Genomic DNA, 20,622 nt, shown 5'->3' with positions numbered 1-20,622 from the left:
TGTATGAACAGCGCGCGAATCGCAGTCGTCGGAATAGGCCTCCGCTACCCGGACGCCGAATCCCCGGACGACCTGTGGGCGAACGTACTCGCCGGCCGGCGGGCCTTCCGCCCGCTGCCGGACGAACGCATGAACCGCGCGGACTACTGGTCACCGGACCCGGCGGCACCGGACCGCTTCTACGCCACCAAGGCCGCGGTCCTCCGCGACTTCGAGTTCGACCGGGTCGCCCACAAGGTCGCCGGCAGCACCTACCGGGTCACCGACCTCACCCACTGGTTGGCGCTGGACGTCGCCACCCACGCCCTCCGTGACGCCGGATACCCCGACGGCGCCGGACTGCCCTCCGCCACCACCGGGGTGGTGATCGGCAACAGCCTCACCGGGGAGTTCACCCGCGCCGGCATGATGCGGCTGCGCTGGCCCTACGTCCGGCGCACCCTCGCCGCCGCCCTCACCGACCGGGGCTGGGACGACCAGGAGATCTCCCGGTTCCTGCTCGACCTCGAACCCCGGTACAAGGCCCCCTTCCCCCCGGTCGACGAGGACTCCCTCGCCGGCGGCCTCTCCAACACCATCGCCGGCCGGATCTGCAACCACTTCGACCTCGGCGGCGGCGGCTACACCGTCGACGGCGCCTGCTCGTCCTCCCTGCTGTCGGTGGCCACCGCCGCCACCGCACTGGCCGAGGGCGACCTCGACGTGGCCCTCGCCGGCGGCGTCGACCTGTCCATCGACCCGTTCGAGGTGATCGGATTCGCCAAGACCGGGGCGCTGGCCACCTCGGAGATGAAGGTCTACGACCGCGACTCCAACGGGTTCTGGCCGGGGGAGGGCTGCGGTCTCCTCGTCCTCATGCGGGAGGCCGACGCGCTGGCCGAGGGCCGGCGGATCTACGCCACCCTCGCCGGGTGGGGGATCTCCTCCGACGGGCGGGGCGGCATCACCCGCCCCGAGGCCACCGGACACCGGCGGGCCCTCACCCGGGCCTACGACCGCGCCGGCTACGGCCTCGGAACCGTCTCCTACTTCGAGGGGCACGGGACCGGCACCGCGTTGGGCGACGCCACCGAGATCGACGCGCTGTCCTCGGCGCGGCGGGAGGCCGCCCCCGAGGCGAGACCCGCGGCGCTGAGCAGCGTCAAGGCCAACATCGGGCACACCAAGGCCGCCGCCGGGGTCGCCGGTCTCATCAAGGCCGTCCTCGCGGTGCACCACCAGGTCATCCCGCCCGCCACCGGCCACCACACACCGCACCCGGGCCTCCGCGCCCCCGACGCCGCCGTCTACGTCCCCGACCAGGCGGAGCCCTGGCCGGTCGACCAGCCCGTCCGCACCGGGGTCTCCGCGATGGGCTTCGGCGGCATCAACACCCACATCGCCGTCGACCAGCCCCCGGGAGTCACCCGACGCCACACCCTCGACGACCGCACCCGTTCCGCCGTGGCCTCCCGGCAGGACGCCGAACTGCTGCTGCTCGACGCCGAGGACCGGGCCTCGTTGCGGTCCCGGGTCGCGGAGCTGGTGACGATCGTCCACCGGCTCGCCTACGCCGAGCTGGCCGACCTCGCCGCGGTCCTGGCCGACGAACTCGCCGGCCGGCCAACCCGGGCCGCGATCGTCGCCGGCACCCCGGAGGAGGCGGCCCGTCGGCTGGAACGCCTGCTCACCGCGCTGGACGGGGACGAGGTGCCCTTCCTGTCACCGGCGGAGGGGGTGTTCCTGGCCGACCGGGGCGACACCCCGCACATCGTGTACCTGTTCCCCGGCCAGGGATCGGGCCGGGCGGCCGCCGGAGCGCTGCGCCGCCGCTTCCCCGCCGCCCGGACCCCGTTCGAGACGGCGCGGGAACGCGCGGGCGACGCCGGGGAGCTGGACGCGACGGCCACCGAGAACGCCCAACCCCGCATCGTCGCCGGCTCGCTCGCCGCACTCACCGTGCTCCGGGCGCTCGGCGTCGACGCCGACACCGCCGTGGGGCACAGCCTCGGCGAGCTGACCGCGCTGCACTGGGCCGGGGCGCTCGACGACCACCAGGTCAGCGCGCTGGCCTCGGCACGGGGCCGGGTGATGGCCGCCGCCAGCCGAGGCGGCGGCGGGATGGCCGGACTCACCGCCGGCCCCGCCGAGGTCGGTCGCCTCATCCGACTCGCCACGGACGAGGCGACCGACCCGGACGCGGCTGCCGAGGCCAGGGACGTGGTGATCGCCGGCTACAACGGTCCCCGGCAGACCGTCATCTCCGGGCCGGCCCCGGCCGTGGACCGGGTGTGCGACGCCGCCCGCGCCGCCGGGATCGACGCCACCCGCCTCGCCGTGTCCCACGCCTTCCACTCCCCACTGGTCGCGCCCGCCGCCGAGGCCATGACCGACCACCTCGCCACCGTCGACTTCGCACCACCACACCGACGCGTCATCTCCTCCGTGACGGGCGAGGAACTGGACCGCGACGTCGACCCGCGTGACCTGCTGCGGGACCAGATCACCCACCCCGTCCGCTTCGACCGCGCGGCCGCCACCGCCGCCCAGGGCGCGGACCTGGTCGTCGAGGTCGGCCCGGGTCGGGTGCTGACCCGGCTGCTGGGCGACATCGCCCCCGAGGTCCCCGCGCTCGCCGTCGACACCGACAGCCCCTCCCTGGCCCCGCTGCTCTCCGTGGTCGCCGCCGCCTTCGCGCTGGGCGTCGACGTGCGCGCGGCCGCCCTGTTCGAGGACCGGGTCATCCGGCCGATACCGCGCGACGGGTCGATGACGTTCCTGGCCAACCCCTGCGAGACCGCCCCCGACCTCGACACCGGCCTGGTCGGCACGACGGCCACCCCGTCACCGGGCGGGCCCCCACCAGCCGTGGCGCCGGAACCCGCCCCCACCACCACCGCGTCGAAGGCGACCCCGGCGGACGTCCCCAGCCAGGCGGACGCCCCCACCCTGGAGGTCCTGCGCCGGCTGGCCGCCGACCGAGCCGAACTGCCCCCGGACACGATCGACGCGGCCACCCACCCGCTGGACGACCTGCACCTCAGCTCGATCACGGTCGGGCAGATCGTGAACGAGGCCGTCCGGGAACTGCGGCGCCCACCGCTGGCCGCCACCCCCAACTTCGCCACCGTCCGACTCGGGGAACTGGCCGACCTCATCGACGACCTGGCGGCCACCAGCCGCGACGACGACCACCAGACGGGGGAAGCCGCCGGCGTCGGCCCCTGGGTGCGCGCCTTCGCGCTGCGGCACGTCCCTGAACCGAGACCGGCGGCGCCCGCCCCACCCGCCGCTCCCACCGCCACGAACTGGGCGGTGCACGCCCCGCCCGGCCACCGCCTCGCCGAGCCGCTGCGCGCCGCCCTGTCTGCCGCCGGGCTGGGCGACGGCGTCCTGCTGGCCCTCCCCGGCGAGGGCGGCGAGGACCAGGTGGGCCGCATCCTGGCGGCCGGGCGCGCCGCCGCGACCGCCGCGCCCGGCACCCGATTCGTCGTGGTGCAGCGCGACCTGGGAGCGTCGGGCCTGGCCAAGACCGTCCACCTCGAGGCTCGGACTCCCACCACCGTCGTGGAGCTGCCCGACGTCGAACCCGACGACCCGCACGACCTGGCCCGGACGGTGGACCGCGTCGTCGGCGAGGTCGCCGCGACGACCGCCTACACCGAGGTCCGCTACGACGCCCACGGTGTGCGCACCGTCCCCGTCCTCACCGCCCGCGTCCCCACCGCCCCCACCGCGACCACGACCGCACCACTGGACGCCACCGACGTGCTGGTCGTCACCGGCGGTGGCAAGGGGATCACGGCGGAGTGCGCGTTGGCGATCACCCGCGACACCGGCGCGGCCGCCCTCCTCCTCGGCCGCTCCGACCCGGGCGAGGACCCCGAACTGGCCGCGAACCTCGAACGCCTGGGGGTGGAGGGAGTCCGCTACCGGTACGAGCGCGCCGACGTCACCCGACCCGACCAGGTCGCCGCGGCGATCGCCCGGGCCGAAGCCGAGTTCGGGCCCGTGACCGCCGTCCTGCACGGCGCCGGCCGCAACGAACCCACCGCCCTCACCGGCCTCACCGAGGGGCACTTCCGACGCACCCTCGCCCCTAAGATCGACGGGCTGCGCGCCGTGCTGTCCTCCGTGGACACCAACCGGCTCCGGCTGTTGGTGACCTTCGGCAGCATCATCGGCCGCACCGGCCTGCGCGGCGAGGCGCACTACGCGACCGCCAACGACTGGCTGACCGAGCTGACCCTCCGCTTCCACCGGGACCACCCCCACACGCGGACGGTGGCCCTGGAATGGTCGGTCTGGTCCGGAGCCGGCATGGGAGAACGCCTCGGTGTGATCGAGTCGCTGCTGCGCGAGGGCATCACCCCGATCCCCGCCGAGGAGGGCGTCGCCGCGCTCCGGGGCATCCTGGCCGACCCCGAGGGACCCGCCGCCCTGGTGGTGGCGGGCCGCACCGCCGGGCTGCCCACGCTTGGAACGCCCCGCCAGGAGCCCCCGCTGCTCCGGTTCGTCGAACGCGTCCTCGTGCACTACGAGGGCGTCGAACTGGTCACCGAGGCCCGGCTGTCGGTGGGTGCCGACCCCTACCTCGCCGACCACCTCCTCGACGGTGACCTCCTGTTCCCCGCCGTGATGGGCATGGAGGCGATGAGCCAGGTCGCCTCCGTCCTCACCGGACGGCCCGACGCACCGGTGCTCACCGACGTGGAGTTCCTCCGCCCCGTGGTCGTGCGCCCCGGCGGCTCCACCACCATCCGGCTGGCCGCGCTGCTCGTCGAGGACGGCACCGTCGACGTCGTCCTCCGCAGCGAGGAGACCGGGTTCGGCGCCGACCACTTCCGGGCCAGGCTGAGGGTGCCCCGCACCCGGGAGCTCCCCGACCCCGGGACCGAACCCACCGACCACCTGCTCACCGCCGTGCCCGTCGACCCCGCCACCGAGATGTACGGGAACCTGCTGTTCCAGGGGGGCAGGTTCCGCCGACTGCTGCGCTACCGGCGAGCCGCCGCCCGGCACGTCGTGGCCGAGCTCTCCGTCGACGCCTCGACCGCCTGGTTCGGCGACTTCGTCCCAGCCCCGCTGCTGATGGCCGACCCCGGCACCCGGGACGCGGCGATGCACGCCCTCCAGTGCTGCGTACCCGACGCGACCCTGCTGCCCCGGGGAGTGGAGCGACTGTGGTCGGCGGCGCGGGTGGACGACCCCCCGGAGTACCTCGTCCTCGAAGCGCGCGAGCGCCACCAGGACGGCGACGACCACACCTACGACATCTGCCTGCGGGACCCCGCTGGTGTGTTGGTGGAGCGCTGGGACGGGCTCACCCTGCGCGCGGTGCGCCGCCGCGACGGCGCCGGTCCGTGGCCGCCCGCCCTGCTCGGGCCCCAGCTCGAACGCGCCCTGGAACCGGTCCTCGGTGGCCGCCGTTCGGTGGTCGTCGAACCCCAGGCGGGGACCTTCCCCACCGGCCAGGACACCGGCGCCCGCCCGGGAGCCGAGGAGAGCGGGCCCGCCGAGGCCGACCGGGCCGGCGCGGTCGCGCGGCGCCGCGCCGGGACGGCGGCGGCCGCGGACCGGGCGCTGGGACGGCCCGCCCGGCTGCGCCACCGGCCCGACGGCAGGCCCGAGGTCGACGGCGCCGAACTGTCCGCCGCGCACGGAGCGGGACTCACCCTCGTCGTCGCCGGCCCGGCCGCCCGGCCCGGCTGCGACGTCGAACCCGTCGTGGAACGCACCGACGCCGAGTGGGCTGATCTGCTCGGCCCGGCACTGACCCCGGTCCGGGACCTGCTCCGCGCCGAGACCGGGGAGTCGACGTCGGCGGCCAGCACCAGGGTCTGGTGCGCGTTGGAGTGCGCCCGCAAGGCGGGGGTGGCCCGTGTCGACCTCACCGTGGACCACGTCCGGCCCGACGGCTGGGCGGTCCTCGCCTCCGGGGACATCAGGATCGCCACCTGGATGACGACCGTGACCGACCGCCCCACCCCGGTGGTCTTCGCCGTACTCGCCTGGAAGGAGCGGTGACATGACCGGCTACTACGAGATCCGGCACGTCGTCGGCTTCGAGGAGACCAACCTCGTCGGCAACGTGTACTACGTCAACTACCTGCGCTGGCAGGGGCGGTGCCGGGAGATGTTCCTCCGGGAGCGGGCACCCGGCGTCCTGGACGAGCTCAGCCAGGACCTCAAGCTGTTCACGCTCACCGTGGACTGCGAGTTCTTCTCCGAGATCACCGCGTTCTCCGAGCTGTCGATCCGCATGCGGCTCGAGGAGCTGACCCAGACCCAGATCCAGTTCACCTTCGACTACGTCCTGGTGGAGCCGGCCGGTGAGGTGCTCGTCGCCCGGGGCCGGCAACGCATCGCCTGCATGCGCGGCCCCAACTCCGCGACCGCGCCGGCCAGGGTCCCCGAGGAGCTCCGCCGCGCGCTCGCCCCGTACTCCTACGGTGGTGGCGGCAGCAGCCCGACCATTCCCGAGCCTCGGCGAGGGACACCGTGACCGGGCGGGACCGGCCCGAAACGCCCGCCGCCCCCGGGCGGCACGACGGACGCGGGACGGGGGGCGTCGTCGAGCCCTCCGCCCTGCGGGAGACGATGTCCTGGTTCGCCACCGGGGTGGTCGTCCTCACCGTCACCGGGGAACGGGTCCACGGGATGACCGCCAACGCGGTCAGTTCGGTGTCCCTCCGCCCCCCGCTCGTCCTGTGCTGCGTGGGCCGAAGCGCCACGATGCACGACGCGATCACGGCCGCCTCGGGTTTCGCGGTCTCGGTCCTGGCCGCCGACCAGGAGGACACCGCCCGCTACTTCGCCGACCGGAACCGCCCCAGGGGCGCCGCCCAGTTCGACACCGTCGCCTGCGAACCCGGGCCCCGAACCGGGGCGCCGCTGCTGGCCGGAGCACTGGCCTGGTTGGAGTGCGAGCTGACGACCTCCGTCACCGCCGGAGATCACACGGTCTTCCTCGGCGAGGTGGTGACGGCCCGGCGCGGCCGGGGCGACCGGGCACTCACCTTCTTCGGGGGCGGCTACCGCGCCCTCCCCGCCGGTGACACCCGCGCCGGGGACTGACCGGGCACGGGAACGGGACCACGGCCCCAGGGTGGTCCCCATGCCGCCGGCGGGACCACCCTGGGGTGCGGCGTCGGTGAGGCCCGCACCCGAGTGCCGACGGGGCCGCCACCGGCGGACACGCCGAAGCACCCCGCCCCGTCGCTGGCGCTCACCAACCGTGCGGGTACCCCACCAGGCTCGCCAGCCCCTCACCCCGCCGCGACCGCGACCCGAGACGCCCGAGCGTCAGGCCGCGTCCGCCGAGCAGCAGCGGGACGCGCTGCGCGGTGACCATGCTGCCCCGGGCCTCCCGCGAGGGCGGTGACCACCGCGACCGGCCCGCGTCGAAAGCCACGACGGCCAGCACCCCGGTCGCCCTCGCATGCGCCACCGCCCGTCCTCGGGACGGGGCACGCCGCCCGGTCCGGTGGGGACCGTCACCGCTCAGCCGCCGTCCAGCCGGCCCGGCGCCGTTCCCGACGCGCACCGAGCCAGGCCGGACGACGTCCCCCGTTCAGAACTGCCCCGGCCTCCGGCCAGGACCGGCGGGGCCCCGGTAGGCCTGGGCGATCTCCACCCAGCGCCGAGCCTCGGCTCCCGACGCCCGCACCGCGAGGTCCGCGTGGTGCCGCCGGCGGGTGACCAACAGGCAGAAGTCCCGCGCGGGCCCGGTGACGCGTTCCCCGGCGTCCTCCGGGCCGAAGGCCCAGAGGTCGCCGGACGGCCCGCTGATCTCGAAGCGGAAGGGCTCGGTGGGCGGTGCGATACCCCTGGCCTGGTAGCCGAAGTCGCGGGTGAGCACGGCGAAACCGACCAGCCCGCGCAGCCGGTCGGTGGCCTCCCGGCGGACGCCCAGCGCGTCGGCGATGTCCTGGCCGTGCCCGAACAGTTCCATCAGGCCCGCGCAGGCCAGCACGGACGGGGGAATGGGGCGGACCAGCCAGGGCACCACCGAATCGGCCGGTACCGCGGCGAGGGCCGTGATCGTCCGGTCCCGCTGCGTGCGCCAGTGCCGCAGCATCTCGGCGGGCGGCCCCAGGAACGCGGGTAACGCGGCGTTGACCGCGCCCTCGAAGTCCGCCTCCGCCCCCGAGACCATCGCCCGGAACGCCTCGGGTTCGGCCGCCGCCGTCTCCGCGAGCCGGAAGATGAAGGTGAGGTGGGCGACCTGGTCGGCGATGGTCCATCCCGGTGCGGGAGTGTCCAGCGCCCACCGGGGCGGTTCGAGATCGGCGACGAGCCGGTCGACCTCCTCCGCCTCAGCCGTCAGGTCGGCGATCGCGTCGGCTAGCCCGATCATCCGCTTCGTCCTTTCGTCCACGACGGACACTGCTGGGAAGACGCGGCGCCGGGACGGCTGCCCGTGGGCCGTGGGTGGTGGCGTCGGCGCCCGCACCCAGGATGTGTCGGCGGCTCCCACCGTGTCCTCTTCCGACGTGCGCGCTTCCCACGGTCCGCTGCCCGTCGCCGCGCTCGCCGGCGCCACCCGGCGTGACCGGCCGTGGCCGGAGCGGGCCGGTGTCCGACGTGGCCGGCCGCCTACCCGCCCGCGACGCGCGGGGCCGTCGTGGGAACGGTGCGACGCGGGACAGCGTGGGCGGTGGACGGGTCGGCCGGGGCCTGGCCCCGGCCGGTGCTCACGCTGTCGGGGCCCCGCGCTGGCCGGGGACAGGTCGCCGCACGACCGGGGCGGTTCGAGGCGCGCTCGAACTCCGGCTCTCCACCGGGATCCGGCCCGCCCCTCGACGATGACCGCGCCCGCCACCCCACCGGCGCCGAGCGGGCACGGTGCGACTCGCCCGCCCCGCACCGTCCTGGCGGGGCGTCGGAGGACGCCTCGACCCCCGGGCATCCCCCGCTGCCGGCCCGCCGACCACGACCAGCGCGGCCCGCGACGGCGACATCCCCACCCGTTCGAGCCCACCGGCAGCGGGTCCGTCAGCCGACCAGGTCGGACGCCCGCCGCCGACGTGCGCGACGAGCCAGCTCGGTGGCACCTCCCACGGATCAGAAGGTGAGCAGCGTCTTGATCGCCCTGCGCTCGTCCATCGCCCGGTAGCCCTCCGCCGCCTGGTCGAGCGGTAGTTCGAGGTCGAACACCCGACCAGGATCGATCCGGCGGTTCCAGATCAGGTCGATCAGCTCGGGCAGGAAACGGCGCACCGGCGCCGGCCCGCCGTGCAGGTTCACATGGGAGAAGAACAGCTCCTCGCCCGGTAGTTCGACCCCGTGGGAGACGCCGACGTATCCGACGTGACCTCCGGGCCGGGTCGAGCGGATCGCCTGCATCATCGACTCCTGCGTACCGACCGCCTCGATGACCGAGTGCGCCCCCAACCCGTTCGTGAGGTCCTTGATCCGCGCCACGCCCTCGTCACCCCGCTCGGTCACGATGTCGGTGGCCCCGAACTCGCGGGCCAACCGCTGGCGGGGCTCGTGCCGGCTCATCGCGATGATCCGCTCCGAACCCAGCTGCCTGGCCGCGAGCACCCCGAGCAGGCCGACCGCCCCGTCACCGACGACGGCGACGGTCCTCCCCGGCCCGGCCTGCGCCGCGACCGCGCCGAACCAGCCGGTGCCCAACACGTCGGAGGCCGCCAGGAAGCCGGGGATCAGGTCGGCTGGGGGCAGGTCCGGCGTCGCCACGAGCGTGCCGTCCGCCAGCGGCACCCGCAGCAGCTCGGCCTGGGACCCGATCGCGCCCATGGGCACCCGGTGCACGCACGAACTCTGGTATCCGTCCCGGCAGATCTCACAGGTGTTGTCGGACGCGAAGAACGATCCGACGACGAACTGGCCGGGCCGCACCGTCCGCACCGCGTCGCCGACCTCCTCGACGACGCCGACGTACTCGTGGCCCATCGGGGCCGGGCCGGTGACGGGTTCGATCCCTCGGTAGGGCCACAGGTCGGACCCGCAGACGCAGGTCGCGGACAGCCGGATGACGGCGTCGGTCGGCGCCGTGATCGTCGGGTCGTCCCGGTGCTCCACCCGGACGTCGCCGGGGGAGCGCAGCACCACACCACGCACGATGAGTCTCCATTTCGTCGCTCCGGGGCCCCCGGCCAGGGGTGGCCGGGGGCCCACCTGAGGCGTTCCAATCGAGGCGGTGGTTAAACCCCGTGGTCGCCAGGCAGGTGTCACGTGGTCCGGGGCACAGGCAACCACTGACCCCGGCGAGCGGGGAGTTCCTCCGGAGAGGTGTACCAGAAGGGCACCCCTCGCACCGGCCGCGAGCACCTACCGTGGTGTGCGTGGACAACCGCCAGGAAGTGCGCGAGTTCCTCGTCTCGCGGCGAGCCAAGATCAGCCCGGACCAGGTCGGACTGCCCGCCGGCCGGCACCGGCGGGTACCCGGCCTGCGCCGCGGCGAGGTCGCCGCGCTGGCGGGCGTGAGCGTCGAGTACTACTCGAAGCTGGAGCGGGGTGCGCTGGCCGGCGCGTCCGCCAGCGTGCTGGACGCGCTCGCCCGCGCGCTCCAGCTCGACGAGGCCGAACGCGCCCACCTGCTCGACCTCGCCAGGGCGGCGGACGGCACCAGCGCGCTCGCGCGGCCCCGGCGCAGGCGGAGCAGGCAGTGGGTGCCGCACCGCAGCCTGCGGTGGGTGCTGGACGCCATCACGGCGGGCCCCGCCTTCGTCCGCAACGGCCGGCTGGACCTGCTCGCCTCCAACCAGCTCGCGCGGGCCTTCTACTCCGACGTCCACGCGTCCCCGTCCCAACCGCCGAACCTCGCCCGGTTCCAGTTCCTCGACCCGGCCGCGCGCCGCTTCTACCCCGACTGGGACCTGTTCGCCGACATCAGCGTCGCGATCATCCGTACCGAGGCCGGTCGCAATCCGCACGACAAGGAACTGCACGACCTGGTCGGGGAACTCTCCACCCGCAGCGAGGAGTTCCGCACCCGGTGGGCGGCGCACGACGTCCGACAGCACGGCACCGGGTCGAAGGCGTTCCACCACCCCGTGGTCGGTGACCTCACCCTCGCCTACGAGGGCCTGGAGATGGCCGCGGAACCGGGTCTCACCCTCACCATCTACACCGCCGAACCCGGCTCGCCCTCGGAGGACGCGCTCCGGCTCCTGGCGTCCTGGGAGACCAGCCACTCCCCAGCCGCCACCCGCTCGGACCCGGCGGCCACCGGCCTGGGCCCGGTCGCCCCCTAGCGAGGGAGCGGCCCGCCCACCACCCCGCGACGGGGACGCCACCCCGGGGGCGGCGGTCAGCCGCCCGAGAGACCGGTCAGGCCCGATCGCTCCCGTCCGACGGCAGGTGCGGAGCACGCGTCCCGCTCCCGACCTCGCCCAGCGGTGGGGCGGGCCAGAGCGCGGGGGCGGACCAGGGAAGCACGGGGGCCCACGACACGCGCTGCCGCGCACCCGCAGCAGGTCCACGTGTCGCGGCACCACCCGGAAGAGATGCTGATCCATGACGGGGGTGCGCACCACGACGCCCCCGAAGGATGTGCAGTGGGCGTGGGATCCGGCTCCCTTCGACCGCGTGTCCCGATGCCGGGAACGACGCGAGGTCACCACCGCCCGCGGCGCGGTGCCGTCGGCGACGGGCTCGCCGACCTGGGCTCCCCTCGCGGCGGTCGGTCAGCCGCTCCGGGCGCTGGTGACGGCGGTACCCCGCCAGCCCACCGGATCGGTGGGCTGGCGGGAGCCTGGTCGGGAGAGGTCCTCCGACGCGACGCGCCGGGGCCGGCCGGTGCCCCGCGGCCCCGGCCCTGGAGTGGGCAGCGCGGAGGAACCGTTGGGTGCGACCCGGCCGGCTGAGCCGCCGTCGCCCGTCCCCGCCTGTTCGGGCGCCGTGAGGCGGCGGGGGAACACGCGGGCGGCCACCGGGTCCAGTCCGCCGCCGGGCTCCGAGGCCGCCGGCCGGACGCGCGGTGGCGACGACCACGGACGGGGACTACCGGACGCCCGGTGGGAGTGACCAGTGGGAAGGCCGCCCTCGCCTCGGGCCTCGGACGTGACGACCCGGGCCGACCTCAGCCCCGCAGAACCTCCCCGACCGCGTCGAGGACCACCTCCGGCTGGTCGTGGGGCACCTGGTGGCTCGCGTGCTCGGCGACCAGCACCCGTCCGCGTGGGGACAGCGCGGCCAGCGCCTCGTGGTCGGCGGTCAGGTGTTCGAGCTGCGCGCGCGGCATCCTGGGCCGTCGGCCCGCCGTGATCACGCGGACCGGTACGGGTGGCAAGCCGTGTTCCTCCCGTATCCGCGCGGTCTCGGCCATGGCGTCCGGCATGCCGCGCAGCGTCACGGCCAGTTCGCGCAGGGGCCGCGCGTTCCGTCCGCCCAGGGCCGCCCTCGCCCGCAGCAGCCATGCCGCGAGGACGAAGGACGAACTCCGCACCACGGCGGACCCCGGGGGCGTCCCCGCCGCCGTCGGGTCGACGAGGACCAACCCGGCCACGTCCTCCGGATGGCGGGCGGCGTACACCTGGGTGACCAGTCCGCCGTACGACCAGCCCACGAGCACCGCCGGCAGGTCGAGGTCGAGAGCGCGGAGCAGTCGACGCAGGTCGTCGGCCATGTCCACGACCGACCCCGCCTGGGTCCCGCCCGACCGACCCACCCCGGCCCGGTCGTAGGTGACCACGGTGGCGAACTCGGCGAGACCTTCCGGTACCGGCCCCCACGTGCCCAGTCCCTGACCGGCTCCGCCGCCGTCCAGGACCACCGCCGGCCCCGATCCCTGGACCCGGGCGTGGAGCGCGTACCCGCCCACGTCGACCAGTCTGTCCGTCATCATGGTGTCAACCTATATTGACATCCTGGGATCGTCAACTCAGGTTGACAATCCCTTCGTGGTCGAGTGGCCGGCGGAGGGCACCCGGTACGACCACGGGACGGGCCGACTCGACACCACCACCCGGCGGCCGAGGCGACAGGACCCTCGGCGTGCCCGGGGCGGCCGGGATCGTGCTCGTGGTGACCCCGTCGCGGAACGTCGTGCCGAGCATGTCCTTCCTGGCGCCGCCCACCCCCCCCACAGCGTCGGAGGAACTGAACGAGGACACCGAACCCACCCGTTCAGTGGGGTCGCGACCCGCTCCACCACCCCTCGCCGCCGACACCCGCCCACCCCGGAACACGACGGCCACCCCGACACCACACCCCCTCCGCCCGCCGCGCGCGGAACCCGGCACCGCCCGGAGCGGCCGCCGGCGCCCGCGACGTACGCGGCCCACCCGGACCAGGTCACCCCTCCGCGTCGCGGACCAGGAGCGCGACCCGCACCCGGTTCTCCAGACCCAACTTCGCGAACACGCTGCCGATGTGCGCCTTCACCGTCGCCACGCTCACGTGAAGCCGCGCGGCGATCTCCGAGTTCCCCAACCCGTCCGCGACGGCCCGCGCGGTGTCCAGCTCCCGCTCGGTCAGCACCGCCAGTCGTCGACGCGCCGCCTCGCGGGACGAGCCGCGCGCATCGGCCGACCCCGGCCCGGTGGCCGCGGCGATCACCCGCGCCATCGCCGCCGGGGACAGCACCGGGTCACCCCGTGCCACGCTCCGCACCGCCTCCACGATCCGAGCCGGCGGGGTGTCCTTGACGACGAACCCGTGCGCGCCGGCACGCAGCGCGCCGAGCACCAGGTCGTCCGAGTCGAACGTGGTCAACACCAGCACCCGGGGCGGTACGGGCCACGTGAGGAATTCCCGGGTCGTGTCGAGCCCGTCACGACGCGGCATCCGCACATCGACCAGCACGACGTCCGGACGCCGCTCCTCCACCACGGCGATCGCGGTGACCCCGTCGGCCGCCTCACCAACCAGCGCCAGATCCGGCTCGCCGTCGATGACCAGGCGCAGCGCCATCCGCACCAGCGGGTCGTCGTCGACGACGACGACCCGCACCGGCTCCCGTTCACCCGTCACTCGGCGCTCTTCTCGTCGTCGGGACCAGGCCAGGGCAGGCACGCGGTGAGCAGGTACCCGCCGTCGGAGGTCGGGTGGTGCGACAGGCGCCCACCGGCGAGCGCGACCCGCTCCGACAGACCGAGCAAACCGAACCCCGAGGACGGCGGCGCGGCGACCCTCCGAGTGCGGGACGCGTTGCGCACACCCACGCGCAGCCCGTCCCCGACCGCCCCTCCGACCGTGACGCGAACGGAGGCGCCGGGCGCGTGTTTCGCGGCGTTCGTCAGCCCCTCCTGGACCACCCGGTAGCAGCCCCGTCCGGCCGCCTCCGGTGGTGACCCGTCCACGGACAGGGTCAGCGCGACGTCCAGCCCCGAGGCGCGGGCGTCGGCGACCAGATCGGGGATCCCGTCGAGGGAGGGTGGCTCCGGCTCCGGGGCCCCCTCGTCGGCCCTGAGGACACCGAGGACGTCCCGCAGCTCCTCCAACGCCTGGTGGGAACCGTCGGCGATGCCGCGGACCAACACCCGGTGCTCCTCGGCGCTCAGACCGCGACGGTGGTCCAACACCCCGGCCTGCATGGCGACCAGTGAGATCCGGTGCGCGAGCACGTCGTGCATCTCGCGGGCGATCCGGTTGCGTTCCAGAACCCGGGCCCGCTCCGCTCCGGCGGCCCGCTCCCGCTCCGCGCTCTCCGCCCGGTCCCGCAGGGAACGCACCTCGACGCGCCGCGCGCCGATGGCGAGGCCCACCGCCACCGCCGTACCGGCGCTCAGAGCCGGAAGGGCGAGCCGCACCCACAGCGAGGGCGAGGACACGACGACGGGGTAGAGGCCCAGCGCGAGCTGCGAGGCGGCCATGTGGACCAGGACGACGATCCCGATCTCGACGGGCCGGCGACGGGTGGAGATCGAGCACAGGGCGAGCAGCGCGGTGCCGGTGGCCAGCGACGACGCCGTCGAGGCGGCCGCGACCACCACAGCCACCGCGAGCGGGAACCGCCGCCGCCACAGCAGGGCCACCACGCAGCCCACCGCGACCAGCGGATCACCGGTGGCGAACCAGGAACACGTGTCGGCCGCGCACCCCGGTGGCAACACAGCGGCGGTGGCGAGCCAGAACGGAACGCCCAGTGCCAGGGCCGCCGCCAGTCTCCATGCCTGCTGCCACCCCCCGAGCCGTGGCGCGCCGTCCGTGATCACCCCGCCATTATCGCCACGGCGGCGCGTCGCCGGGCGGGTCCGGCGGACAGGGACCTCGACCAGGGTCGAGGCACCGCGTCCGACTTCCGTCGGAGGCGGTTCGAGCCCTGAGGCCGATGTGCCGGCCGGGTCAGAAGGACAGACTCGGGCCGTACCAGAACGACGGACACGACACCGAGGACGTGCGGACCCACGAACCACCCGAACGGCGACCAGCACGCCACACCGGGCGGTCCACCGCGTCCTCGTCGAGGAGTGGAGCTGTATGCACCGACCACGGAGTGCCGCCCGAGGCGTGACCCTGACCGCCGTCCTCGGCCTCGCCACGGCCGTCGCCGGGGTACCCGCCCTGGCCGGCGAACACGGGGAGGAGACCGCCGCCCAGGTGCGGTGGGGGGAGTGCCCCGACGACGTCCCCGCCGCCCCGACCCCGTTGGACTGCGCCACCGTCCCAGTGCCCCTGGACCACGACGACCCCGACGGCGAGCACATCGACATCACGATCTCCCGGCTCGCCAGCGAGAACCCCGACCGGCGGCGCGGGGTACTGCTGCTGAACCCGGGTGGCCCCGGCGGAACCGGGCTGACCCAACCCCAGCTCCTGGTCTCCCAGGGCATTCCGGCCAACGTCCTCGACAGCTACGACCTCATCGGGATGGACACCAGGGGCGTCGGCCACTCGGCCCCGGTGAGCTGCGGTTTCACCGACGACGACCAGTACCACGGTGCCATCCCGCCCTACGCGGTCGACGACGCGGCGGTCGCCGAGCAGGCGAGGATCGCCGAGAGCGTCGCCGAGAAGTGCGCCGCGAACGACGACGAGGGACGACTCCGCCACCTCACGACGGCGAACAAGGCCCGCGACCTGGACCGCATCCGGGCCGCGCTCGGCGAGGACAAGGCCAGCTTCCTCGGGTACTCCTACGGAACGGCCCTGGGCGCCGCTTACGCCTCGATGTTCCCCGAACGCTCCGACCGGATCGTGCTCGACAGCAACATCGGCGACACGCACCTGGACCACGACGGGATGCGCCGCTACGGCAGCGGCATGGAGGAGACCTTCCCCGACTTCGCCGCCTGGGCAGCAGCACGGCACGACAGCTACGGCCTGGGCCGCACGCCCGAGGAGGTGCGCGCCACCTACCTCACCCTCGCCGAACGGCTCGACGAAACCCCCGTCGGCGAAGTCGACGGCCACCTCTTCCGCTTGTCCACCTTCGCGACGCTCTACCACGAGCAGTCCTACGGCCAGGCCGCGCAGACCTGGCAGTCACTGCTCTCCCGGACCGAGGCGGGCCCCGAGGACGACCGGCCGGCGCCCACTGGGACGCCCGCACCGCACGACAACTCCTGGTCGGTCTTCCTCGCCGTGACCTGCAACGACGTCGAATGGCCCGAGGACCTGCGGACCTACCGGCGGGCCGTCGCCGAGGACCGCGTGGAGTACCCGCTCTTCGGTGCGGCCACGGCGAACGTCATGCCCTGCGCCTACTGGCGGGAGCCGGCCGGGCCTCCGGTGGAGATCAACGACGACGGGCCGACCAACGTGCTGGTCGTGCAGAACCAGCGTGACCCGGTCACCCCCCTGCGGGGCGGTGAACTGCTCAACGAGGAGTTCGGCGAGCGATCCCGGCTGCTGAGCGTCGACGGGAGCGGGCACGGCGTGTACGTCCTCGGCGGCAACCCCTGCGCGTTGAACGTCACCACCCGCTTCCTGGTCGACGGCACGATGCCCGAACGGGACCTGACCTGCGAGGCCCCGGCCGCTGGGTGAGGACCGAATGCCGGGCGAGGCGGTGTCCCCCGGCCGGGGTGGGTGGCCACGACCGCTCACCCCGGCCCGGTGCCGCCCGCCGCCCCGCCGCCCCACCGCCCCGCCGTGGCCGCATCGACCAGCTGGAGCCCTTCGGGCTCACTGAGGACGTCCGCGTGCGGCCTCGCCCGTCCTGAACGCGAGACGGTGCGGGCCATCGGTGGACCGGGGCCGGCGACGCTGTCCCGGCCGGGGTCCAGTGGCGCCGACCTGGTGCTCGACCTGGCCCTGGAAGGCGAAGGCATGACTTCGACGAGGTCACCGGTGCTGGCTCCACACCGCTGCCGTGATCCAGCGGTCCCGCGTCGACCGGTCGAGCGTGCCCCACCCGGTTCCGCCGCCGGCCGAGCGATCACGTCCACCCGTGCGGTGACCAGAACCGGCGGCCGGCCACCCCACTCCCCGCCCCGGCGGCGCCCTCCACGATCGCGGGTTCGTCGGCCCCGGGGTGCAGGATGCGGGCGTGTCCGAACCCCGCACGCACCAGCACCACGCCCTCGACTACATCGAACTCGCGGTCACCGACCTCGAGCGGGCCAAACGCTTCTACAGCGAGGCGTTCGGCTGGCGGTTCAACGACCACGGACCCGGGTTCGCAGGCATCCGGAGCCCACGGGGCGACGCGGAAGTAGGCGGACTCCGAACAACCGACGAGGTGCGAACGGGTGGCCCGCTCGTGCTGCTCTACTCCGCCGACCTCGACAGGTCCGTGGAGGCGGTGAGGAACGCCGGCGGCCAGGTGGTGAACGGACCGTACGAGTTCCCCGGTGGACGTCGGTTCCACTTCACCGACCCGAGCGGGAACGAACTGGGCGTCTGGGCGGAGGCGTAGGGCGCGGGGCGGCTGGGGGTCCGCTCGGCGCTCGCGTCGCGGGACGAGCGGCGGGGGCGGCGGCCGCCTGGTCGGGACCGCCGCCGAGGACGCGCACCGGCGCTGTTGAGCGGGCGCTCGACCCGCCCCGGCCGCGGCGCCCGACCCCAGTTCGCCGTTCCTCGTCGACCTGGTCGGTCACGAGTCCCGCTGAGTCCCTGGTGCGGGTCGCCCGGCGAGGTGGCGACCGCGAGCGACCCCGCCGCCAGCGCCCTGGTCGGCGACGGCGTCCCTCGCCGCCCCGGCACCGAGGTCGACCGTCCCCGCGTCCCGGTCGCGACGCCGGCCCCGGCCAGTGACCTTCCTGGCCGCGTGTGCTGCCGACTCCTGGCGCCACCGGCATCGCCGTGTCGCTCCGCCGAGTCCGCGCCGGCGATACGGGCGGCCTCGGTGGCTGACCGCGGATCTCCCCGCACGTCGCGAGCCGCCCGGCAGGGGGTCGAGCTCGTGCCAGACCTGACCGGCAGGTGAGGTCGCCGGCGGGGGAGTGGGCGGTGCGGTGGAGGCGGCGGTGCCGGTCACGGCGCCCGGCTGGACGATGCCCCGCGGTTCACGATGACCCCGCCCCCGCTCCTCCTTCGGCGGCGTCGAGCAACAGACGCGCGGCCAGCGCGGCGCCGTCGGTGCGGATCGTGGCCGCGACAGCGGCCGCCCTGGCGCGGGTCTCGGGAGCCAAGGCGGTCGCGAGCGCCGACGACAGCGACCCGACGGTCGGGGTCGGACCGTCGTGTGCCGAGCCGATGCCCAGGTCGGCCACCCGGCCCGCCCAGTACGGCTGGTCCGCCAACTGGGGGACGACGACCTGGGGCACCCCAACCTGGGTGGCCGTGGTGGTGGTGCCCGCACCACCGTGGTGCACGACGGCGGCCACCCGGCGGAACAGCGCCTGGTGGTTGACCTCGCCGACGGCGATGTGGTCGTCCCCACCGCCGATCAGGGACAGATCCGCCCAGCCCCGACCGAGGACGATGCGGCGGCCCTGCGCGCGGACCGCCTCGACGGCCACCTGGGCCACGTCGGTCGAGGCGTGCATGGGCATGCTGCCGAAGCCCACGTGGACCGGCGGCTCGCCGGCGTCCAGGAACGCCACCAACTCGGCCGGGAGCGGGCGCTCGTCCGGCAGCACCCACGCCCCGGTCTGGACCACGTCGAGTCCCGGGGTCTCCTGCCACGGATCCAGGACCGGGTCCGTCGCCAGCCACGGCCGGACGCCGACGACGTAGTCGCGGACGCCGTCCACCCGAGGCAGGCCGGCCGCCACCCGGTTCGTGTTCAGCGCCTCGCCGAACAGCGCGTCGATGTTGCTGGCGTCCAGGTCCCAGAGCACCCGGTTGTCCGTCACGTCCGGTGGGAACGGCCGGCCCGGGTACGCCAGCGGCCGCCGGTGCGGCGCTGGCAGGGTCAGCTGCTGGAAGGTCACGGACACGGAGGGGATGCCCAGCAGCTCGGCCACCGACAGCGCACCGGCAGCGGCCGGCATCATCCCCGTCGCCACCAGCACGTCGCATCCCTCGGCCGCCGAGGCGACCGCCTCGAACTGCCCGGCGATCACCTCGGCCGCCCGTCGGGGCAGGGCCTCCGCCGGAGGGGCCGCCTTCGTCCACACCCGGGCCGACTCGCTGACGCCCACCACCGGCACGCCCACATCGCCCAACCGCCGGGCGAAGTCCTCGTCCGGCGGTGCGCACACCCGCACCTCCGCTCCCGCTTCCCGCAGTCGCACCGCGAGCCCCACCAGCGGTTCGACATCCCCACGCGACCCGTAGGTCGACAACAGCACCCGCATTCCACGCCACCCGTTTCCGTAGGTTCTGGCTTCGGCCGGCGATTCTGCGGCACGACCGGGGTCTTGCCGCAAGACCACCAGTGCGCTATATGTTGAACATGGCCGAGAGCGGGTGACCGCCTCGCCATTCCTCCGCCCGGACGGCCGCCGAGGGACGACAAGCGCGCGGCACCGAGTTCGGGGACGAATTGACCGTGGACTCGGGGACATCTCCGGCCAGCCCCTGCTCGCGGTTGAGCAAAGGCCCCTCGTCCTGCCTCGCCCGCGCTTTTCGCGTCGAGATGAGTACTCGTGCCCAGTACTCGTACCCAGCGTCATTCGAATGGGGAAACGTCCTCCCGCTATCGCGGCGATGCCCCGCGCCCCGTCCGGCACCGTCCCTGTCGTGCGTCCGGGTGACCGCAGGCGGGCGTTCGGCGTCGCACGTGGGCGTGCTCGAGCACGCGGTTGTCGATGACGACGTCCGCCACCCGCATGGGATCGGCCTCGGCGATGTGGACCCGTTCGGCGCCCAGGTAGCGGTCGAGGTGCAGGGCTTCGGCGTCGGAATCCGTCCAGTCCTGGTCCCGTGCGGTCCCTCGCTGGATGGACAGGTCAGCACCGATGTCCAGCCAGCCGCGGAAGTCCCAGCGGTCGTTGATCTCGGCGCGGAACGCGAAACACGCCGTCGACGATGAGCACGGCGTCCGGCGCCGCGCGGGTGGTCACCGACGAGTGGTCCACCTGGGCCAGCGGGTCGATGCCGCAGAGCACGCACATTCCCGAGCCCTGGGGAGCAGCCGGATCGAGCAGGAGGTCGGTCACGGCGTCGTAGTCGTACGCGTTGCGGTAGTAGCCTTCGCCGGACTCACGATCGTCGAGGTGCCGGTCCCGCCAGGGCTTCTTGTCGTCATCGAGGCTCGCGCGCGGAGAACCGGTCGGCCACGGTGAGCGATGTGCTCGGCGAGTTCATGGCCGAAGCTGGTCTTCCCCGCGGCGGTGCGGCCGTCAACGGCCACGCGGAGGCGATGGGGGCCCAGCGCCAGGACCTGGTCCGCGATCGTGG

At 74.5% G+C, this 20,622-nt stretch carries 15 protein-coding genes; 8 read left to right on the top strand and 7 right to left on the bottom strand.

The annotated features are described in order from the left end of the window. The first annotated feature begins 3 nt into the window (after positions 1–3). The 3 genes from G443_RS05200 to G443_RS05190 all read left to right on the top strand — a co-directional run bounded on the left by G443_RS05200 (position 4) and on the right by G443_RS05190 (position 7,056). On the top strand, positions 4–6,006 hold the full coding sequence (locus tag G443_RS05200) for a type I polyketide synthase (RefSeq protein ID WP_026420256.1): 6,003 nt from the start codon (positions 4–6) through the stop codon (positions 6,004–6,006). A 1-nt stretch (position 6,007) separates the two neighbouring features. Then, positions 6,008–6,484: an acyl-CoA thioesterase gene (locus G443_RS05195; protein ID WP_051314292.1), complete on the top strand. Its 477-nt coding sequence runs from the start codon at positions 6,008–6,010 to the stop codon at positions 6,482–6,484. A 95-nt stretch (positions 6,485–6,579) separates the two neighbouring features. Then, positions 6,580–7,056: a flavin reductase family protein gene (locus G443_RS05190; RefSeq protein ID WP_081715685.1), complete on the top strand. Its 477-nt coding sequence runs from the start codon at positions 6,580–6,582 to the stop codon at positions 7,054–7,056. Positions 7,057–7,207: 151 nt separating this feature from the next. On the opposite strand, the gene G443_RS05185 is transcribed toward G443_RS05190, so the two are convergent. The 3 genes from G443_RS05185 to G443_RS05175 form a co-directional block, all read right to left on the bottom strand. Next, on the bottom strand, positions 7,208–7,429 hold the full coding sequence (locus G443_RS05185; RefSeq protein ID WP_155886248.1) for a hypothetical protein: 222 nt from the start codon (positions 7,427–7,429) through the stop codon (positions 7,208–7,210). 123 nt (positions 7,430–7,552) lie between these two features. Beyond that, positions 7,553–8,338: a TIGR03084 family metal-binding protein gene (locus G443_RS05180; RefSeq protein ID WP_026420258.1), complete on the bottom strand. Its 786-nt coding sequence runs from the start codon at positions 8,336–8,338 to the stop codon at positions 7,553–7,555. A gap of 707 nt (positions 8,339–9,045) precedes the next feature. Beyond that, complete coding sequence (locus G443_RS05175) at positions 9,046–10,068, bottom strand: zinc-dependent alcohol dehydrogenase family protein (protein ID WP_026420259.1); 1,023 nt, start codon at positions 10,066–10,068, stop codon at positions 9,046–9,048. A 224-nt stretch (positions 10,069–10,292) separates the two neighbouring features. Between G443_RS05175 and G443_RS05170 the strand changes: the two genes are divergently transcribed. Continuing rightward, positions 10,293–11,204: a helix-turn-helix transcriptional regulator gene (locus G443_RS05170; protein ID WP_026420260.1), complete on the top strand. Its 912-nt coding sequence runs from the start codon at positions 10,293–10,295 to the stop codon at positions 11,202–11,204. 827 nt (positions 11,205–12,031) lie between these two features. Here G443_RS05170 and G443_RS05165 read toward each other — a convergent pair. From G443_RS05165 to G443_RS05155, 3 genes are all read right to left on the bottom strand, one after another. Beyond that, entirely contained in the window at positions 12,032–12,796 is a 765-nt protein-coding gene (locus G443_RS05165) for an alpha/beta fold hydrolase (protein ID WP_026420262.1), read from the bottom strand. Positions 12,797–13,245: 449 nt separating this feature from the next. Next, a complete protein-coding gene (locus G443_RS05160) occupies positions 13,246–13,923 on the bottom strand; it encodes a response regulator (RefSeq protein ID WP_026420264.1) in 678 nt (225 codons plus the stop codon). Further along, positions 13,920–15,107 carry a sensor histidine kinase gene (locus G443_RS05155; protein WP_026420265.1) on the bottom strand — a complete coding sequence of 396 codons (1,188 nt, stop codon included), beginning with the start codon at positions 15,105–15,107 and terminating at the stop codon, positions 13,920–13,922. The genes G443_RS05160 and G443_RS05155 overlap by 4 nt, the downstream gene beginning before the upstream one ends. A 265-nt stretch (positions 15,108–15,372) precedes the next feature. Here G443_RS05155 and G443_RS05150 point away from each other — a divergent pair, with 265 nt between their 5' ends. Beyond that, positions 15,373–16,881, top strand: a complete 1,509-nt coding sequence (locus G443_RS05150) for an alpha/beta hydrolase (RefSeq protein ID WP_026420266.1) — start codon at positions 15,373–15,375, stop codon at positions 16,879–16,881. 502 nt (positions 16,882–17,383) lie between these two features. Further along, positions 17,384–17,752 carry a VOC family protein gene (locus G443_RS05145; protein WP_026420267.1) on the top strand — a complete coding sequence of 123 codons (369 nt, stop codon included), beginning with the start codon at positions 17,384–17,386 and terminating at the stop codon, positions 17,750–17,752. Positions 17,753–18,341: 589 nt separating this feature from the next. On the opposite strand, the gene G443_RS05140 is transcribed toward G443_RS05145, so the two are convergent. Continuing rightward, positions 18,342–19,577 carry a glycosyltransferase gene (locus G443_RS05140; protein ID WP_155886249.1) on the bottom strand — a complete coding sequence of 412 codons (1,236 nt, stop codon included), beginning with the start codon at positions 19,575–19,577 and terminating at the stop codon, positions 18,342–18,344. A 425-nt stretch (positions 19,578–20,002) separates the two neighbouring features. On the opposite strand from G443_RS05140, the gene G443_RS05135 reads away from it, so the two are divergent. Both G443_RS05135 and G443_RS05130 read left to right on the top strand, forming a co-directional pair. After that, on the top strand, positions 20,003–20,254 hold the full coding sequence (locus G443_RS05135; protein WP_155886250.1) for a hypothetical protein: 252 nt from the start codon (positions 20,003–20,005) through the stop codon (positions 20,252–20,254). Next, entirely contained in the window at positions 20,251–20,391 is a 141-nt protein-coding gene (locus G443_RS05130; RefSeq protein ID WP_155886251.1) for a hypothetical protein, read from the top strand. The genes G443_RS05135 and G443_RS05130 overlap by 4 nt, the downstream gene beginning before the upstream one ends. Positions 20,392–20,622 lie beyond the last annotated feature (231 nt).

It is taken from the genome of Actinoalloteichus caeruleus DSM 43889 (assembly GCF_000429185.2).
GTDB classification, from domain to species: Bacteria; Actinomycetota; Actinomycetes; order Mycobacteriales; family Pseudonocardiaceae; genus Actinoalloteichus_B; species Actinoalloteichus_B caeruleus.
Note: the sequence above shows the minus strand (reverse complement) of the source record. Positions and strands in the feature narration are given on the sequence as shown.